This is a genomic window from Brevundimonas sp., assembly GCF_036402095.1.
Classification (GTDB): domain Bacteria; phylum Pseudomonadota; class Alphaproteobacteria; order Caulobacterales; family Caulobacteraceae; genus Brevundimonas.
The window spans coordinates 1-5,024 of record NZ_DASWTO010000106.1; the positions used below are offsets into that span (position 1 = coordinate 1).

At 70.6% G+C, this 5,024-nt stretch carries 6 protein-coding genes and 1 tRNA gene; 2 read left to right on the forward strand and 5 right to left on the reverse strand.

Annotated features, from left to right (window positions below; all coding sequences use genetic code 11):
• Together VGD32_RS07910 and gspM are read left to right on the forward strand one after the other, a co-directional pair.
• Positions 1–299: hypothetical protein (locus VGD32_RS07910; RefSeq protein WP_331031353.1), on the forward strand; the 299-nt coding region annotated here is incomplete at its 5' end.
• The gene (gene gspM, locus VGD32_RS07915) at positions 296–790 is read left to right on the forward strand and encodes a type II secretion system protein GspM (protein ID WP_331031354.1); all 495 of its coding nucleotides are present in this window, start codon (positions 296–298) and stop codon (positions 788–790) included. The genes VGD32_RS07910 and gspM, both read left to right, overlap by 4 nt.
• Positions 791–977: 187 nt before the next feature.
• Here gspM and VGD32_RS07920 read toward each other — a convergent pair.
• The 5 genes from VGD32_RS07920 to VGD32_RS07940 all read right to left on the reverse strand — a co-directional run bounded on the left by VGD32_RS07920 (position 978) and on the right by VGD32_RS07940 (position 4,658).
• Positions 978–1,067: transfer RNA gene (locus tag VGD32_RS07920), tRNA-Ser, on the reverse strand.
• Between the two features lie 119 nt (positions 1,068–1,186).
• Positions 1,187–2,128, reverse strand: a complete 942-nt coding sequence (locus VGD32_RS07925; RefSeq protein ID WP_331031355.1) for an NUDIX hydrolase — start codon at positions 2,126–2,128, stop codon at positions 1,187–1,189.
• Positions 2,129–2,130: 2 nt separating this feature from the next.
• Positions 2,131–2,724, reverse strand: a complete 594-nt coding sequence (locus VGD32_RS07930; RefSeq protein ID WP_331031358.1) for an HD family hydrolase — start codon at positions 2,722–2,724, stop codon at positions 2,131–2,133.
• 122 nt (positions 2,725–2,846) lie between these two features.
• Positions 2,847–3,683, reverse strand: a complete 837-nt coding sequence (locus VGD32_RS07935; protein ID WP_331031356.1) for a methyltransferase type 11 — start codon at positions 3,681–3,683, stop codon at positions 2,847–2,849.
• Between the two features lie 102 nt (positions 3,684–3,785).
• Positions 3,786–4,658 (reverse strand): MoxR family ATPase, encoded by an 873-nt coding sequence (locus VGD32_RS07940; RefSeq protein WP_331031357.1) that lies wholly within the window; start codon positions 4,656–4,658, stop codon positions 3,786–3,788.
• Positions 4,659–5,024: the final 366 nt, after the last annotated feature.

Sequence of the window (5,024 nt, forward strand, 5' to 3'; positions counted from 1 at the left end):
AGTCCGACCCGGTCGCCGCCGTGCGCCGCCGCGCCGCGGCGGCACCGCCCCCCGGCGGGGTGACGGCCGCCGCCGCCACCCTGTTCACCGCCGTCGAGGGAATCGAAGGGGTCGAACTCGACGCCCTGATCGTGGCGCCCGACGACGGGATGCGGGCCACGCTCAGCCACCCCGCGTATTCGGACATGCAGGAACTTGAGCGCCGGATGGCCGAGGCCGGCCTGGCCGTGACCGAAAGCGCCACGCTCGACGACGGAGGCCGGGTGGTCAGCGACATCAGCATCGGAGCCCGCCCGTGAACCCCCTGCTCGCCCAACTCCATCAGGCCTGGGATGGCCGCACGCGGCGCGAGCGACAGATGCTGGCCGTGATGGCCCTGCTCGTGGCGGCCGTCGTCGTCTGGTTGGGGATCGTCCGTCCGTTGACGGATTGGCGTGACAAGGCGGTCGGGGAACGCGCGCGAGCCGCGGCGCATCTGGCCGAGGTCCGGACCACCCTGACCCGGCTCGCGCCCGCGGCCGACGGCAAGCCCCGCACTCTGGATGTTCAGGGTCTGCAACCGGTACTGCTGCAAACCGCCGGGGCGGCCGGGCTTCAGCTCACCACCGGGATGGACCCCTCCGGCCGGATGCTGTTCCGCGCCGCAAATGCCCCCGCCGCCGCCGTCTTCGGCTGGCTCGGCGCGCTTGAGACAACGCACGGCCTTCAGCCCGTCAGCCTCAGCGTTGTCGAGAACGCCGACGCCTCCCTGCAGGTCGAGGGGTCGTTCTCCGTCTGCGGCGAGTGCTGAGGACGCCCTGGCGGCCGCCTTCGCGCCCTTGGTGAGCAACCTCGGGGCGGGCGCCGAGGTCCGGCGCCGCTGGCCCCGGTGGCGGTGATCGGCGGGATCGTCTTCCCTTCCAGTCGCGGCCGTGCAGGACCCGCGGCGCCGGGGCCCGCGGTCCGGTCAGGTGATGGATCTCATTATGGAAGGGCGGTGGCGGAGAGGGTGGGATTCGAACCCACGGTACCCGTAAAGGCACGCCGCATTTCGAGTGCGGTACATTCGACCACTCTGCCACCTCTCCGCGGGGCCGAACGCTTTGGTCGAGCGAGCGGCTTCTCTAATGGCGGGACGCCCCGGCCGCAAGCCCTTGCGGACGTTCCGGGGCGCTTCATTTGGACGGGCGGATCGGGCGCGACTTTCTCAGCGCTGGGCGGGCAGGGGGAGGCCGAGGGTGTCGGCCGCGGACAGGTCGCCGCCGACGGTGCGGAACAGTTCGGCCGGGCGGCCGCCGGTGGCGGCGGACAGGCGGCCGGTGGGCTCCACCAGACCGGTGCGCTCGACTCCGCGGCGGAAATTCTGCTTGTGCAGCGACAGGCCGGCGACGGCCTCCGCGGCGGCCTGAAGTTCCGACAGGGTGAAGGTCGGCGGCATCAGGTCGAACAGCACGGGCCGGTACTTGAGCTTGCTGCGCAGCCGGCCCAGTCCGGTGGCGAGGATGCGGCGGTGGTCCGAGGCCATGGCCCGGCCAGGTGCCCCGGGCGGGACGGGCTGGTCGCGGTCACGCGCCGCCTCCGCGACAAGGCCCGCCTCGTAGAGAAGCTCATAGCGCTCCAGCACCCGCCCTTCATTCCAGCGATGCGGCGGGGCGGGGGCGAACAGGGTGTCGACCCGGGCCTGTCTGCGCAGATCGCCCGCCGCCCAGGCGGCCAGTCCATCGAGCAGGGGGACGAGACAGGCGGCGGCGCCGTCGCGGCGGTCCTCCCAGGGAAAGATGTCCAGCACCGGCGTCCAGCGCGCCTCGGCGAGCGGCGCGTCGGCGGCGTCCGCGGTCAGGGCGAGATAGCCGACCGAGACCTCGCGGCGCCGCTCCGGGCCCGGGGTCGCCCGCGGGCTGGCCCGGCCGAGGTCGCCGAAGGTGTAGAGCTGCTCGACGAAGCCGAGCCGGAAGCCGGTCTGGGCGGTCACGAACTCGCGCAGTGCCAGTTCGAAGGTGCGGTCGCGGGCCGGGTCGAACGGTCCGAACGGCAGGGCCAGGGCGCCGTCGTCGCCGGGCGTGGTCAGGACGCAGGCCTTGCGGTCGCGGAGGGCGATGACCACCGCCGACAGACCGATCCGGACGCCCTGTTCCGCCGGAAGGGTCATGCCTATTCCGTATGCCAGGCGTCGGGGGCGGGCATCAGGCCGACGGCCTCGGCCAGCACCCGGTAGCGCTCCAGATAGCGCTGCTGGGCCAACGGCGCGGGCAGGGGGTCGATGGTCAGGTCGTAGCCCGCCGGCGGCTTGCCGAAGAAGCCCAGCGCCTCCTGCCGGGTGAAGCCGGCCAGCTGGGTCGCCTCGAAGAAGGCGCAGGCCTTGTCGGCCTCCTTGATCAGCTTCTTGACGGCTACGGGCGTCTTCGCGGGCAGGCCGAAGCGGATGTGGATGGCGTGCTCCAGCCGCGCCTCGAAATCCTTGTAGCTGACACCCAGCGCCGCCTTGAACGGCGAGATCATGTCGCCAATGACGTATTCCGAGGCGTCGTGAAGCAGGGCGGCCAGCCGCCATTTCGGCTCCAGCCCCGGCCGGATATGGGCGGCGATCTCCTCGACCACGCAGCTGTGCTGGGCCACCGAGAAGGCGTGCTCGCCGACCGTCTGGCCGTTCCAGCGCGCGACGCGGGCGAGACCGTGGGCGATGTCCTCGATCTCGATGTCGAACGGCGAGGGGTCCAGCAGGTCCAGCCGGCGGCCGGACAGCATCCGCTGCCAGGCGCGCGGAGCGTTCTTCGACGACGGGGTGCGGGGCGTGACGGCCAAGGCGGTATCCTGCGGTGGGCACGTCACGTGACGCATCCCGCCGCCGCGATCAAGCCTGCGGCCGCTTATTCGCCGACGTTCAGGGCGACGAGGTCCTTGGCGTCCTCGAACACGCTGCCGCGGTCGCGGTCGCGCGAGCGCACCGTCGCCACGACGATCGGCCCGCCGGCGGGGCCGCGCGCCTCATAGCCGACCAGCCGCCATCCGGCCTCCGAGGGCCGGTTGTCGGTCAGGATCCAGCTGGCCCGGGTGGCTCCGCCCCCGGCGCTGGTCCGGATCTCGGCGGCGTCCTGGTGCGCCTGGACGCTGACGTTGTCGCCGCCCTCCGAACCCTCGATGTTGACTGAGCCCTCGCCGTCGCTGGCGTCGATGTGGAAGCCGCCGATGCGCACGCTGGCCTCGTCGCCCCGCGACTCGATGTGCAGACCGGGGAGGCGGACCGTGGCGTCATCGCCCTCGGCCCGGATGTCCACGCCGGGGGCCTGGACCGAGGCCCGGTCTCCGGCCGCCGTCGGGTGGGTTTTTTCCGCCGCCGCCACGGCCGCCGCGCCCTCTTCGGCCGAGGCCCTCAGCTGCGCCACCGCCTGCGGCAGGCTGGCCGACAGCCGCTCCTCGAACGCCTTCAGCGCCTCGGCGGCGCTCGATCCGTCCAGCTCGACGAGATGCAGGCTGACCTCGGCGCCGCGGGGGCCGGAGTAGGTGCAGACCATCCCCTCGGCGGAGGCCGAGCCCTTGCGGGTCAGCGAGCCCATGGTCCGCGGGCACTGCAGCGTCTCGACCACCTTCAGGGCCCCCTTGGCGTCCGGGTCCTCCGTGCGGGTCGACGAGATGCGCACGGAATCCCCGTCGCACGCCGCGGTCAGGGCCGCGAGGCAGAGGGCGGGAATCAGAAGGCGACGCATGGGCATGGTCTCGGTCCTTGTCGCGTTCATCCTGCGCTCCAGTCCTCGGGAATCCAGTGAAATCGCGGTAATCGGCGTGACCAAACCTGTCCGCCGGTGTGTTCACGCCCCCGGGCGGGCGCCTTCGCGCCGGTTCAGGAACGCCAGCCGCTCGAACAGATGCACGTCCTGTTCGTTCTTCAGCAGCGCGCCGTGCAGCGGGGGGATCAACTTGCCGGGGGTCTTCTGGCGCAGGGTCTCGGCATCGATGTCCTCGACCAGCAGCAGTTTCAGCCAGTCCAGCAGCTCCGAGGTGGACGGCTTCTTCTTCAGGCCGGGCGTGTCGCGGATCTCGAAGAAGGTCTTCAGCGCCTCCGAGACCAGTCGCGGCTTGATGCCGGGGAAATGCACCTCGACGATGGCCTTCATCGTCTCTTCGTCGGGGAAGCGGATGTAGTGGAAGAAGCAGCGGCGCAGGAAGGCGTCCGGCAGCTCCTTTTCGTTGTTCGAGGTGATGACCACGATCGGCCGGACATCGGCGCGGATGGTCTCGCCGGTCTCCTGGACGAAGAACTCCATGCGGTCGAGTTCCTGCAGCAGGTCGTTCGGAAACTCGATGTCGGCCTTGTCGATCTCGTCGATCAGCAGCACAGGCCGGACGGGAGAGGTGAAGGCCTCCCACAGCTTGCCCGGCTTCAGATAGTTGCGCACGTCGTGAACGCGCTCCTCGCCCAGCTGGCTGTCGCGCAGGCGCGAGACGGCGTCGTACTCGTACAGGCCGTTATGGGCCTTGGTGGTCGACTTGACGTGCCAGGTGATCAGCGGCGCATTCAGGGCGCGGGCGATCTCATAGGCCAGCACCGTCTTGCCCGTGCCCGGCTCGCCCTTGATCAGCAGCGGACGCTCCAGCGCCACGGCGGCGTTGACCGCGATCTTCAGGTCGTCGGTGGCGATGTAGTTCGAGGTGCCCTCGAACCGGTCGCTCTGGCGGGTCATGGACGGCTCCGGTGGTGACCGACAACGGTTAGCGAAGGCGGCCCGGGTTAACAACGATCATGTGCCTGGCGGCGGCGGCCGGGAGGGCGGAAGGAATCGGTCTGGGCAGGCCGGGCGCCAGCGGACAAAACTGCCGGGCGGGACGATCGGGTCCGGAAAAATAGCTCCACAAAACAGAAACTTGAGGTCGTGCCGCTGGCGGCCCGATCCTTGCGTCGCCGCCCGCGAACCAGAACCGGTTCCGCGGCCAGAAGGCCGTTTCCCAACCGACCAGAATGGAAGGACAGCCGATGGTTATGTCGGTCAACACCAACGTGGGCGCGATGATCGCGCTCCAGAACCTGAACGCGACCAACGCCCAGCTGG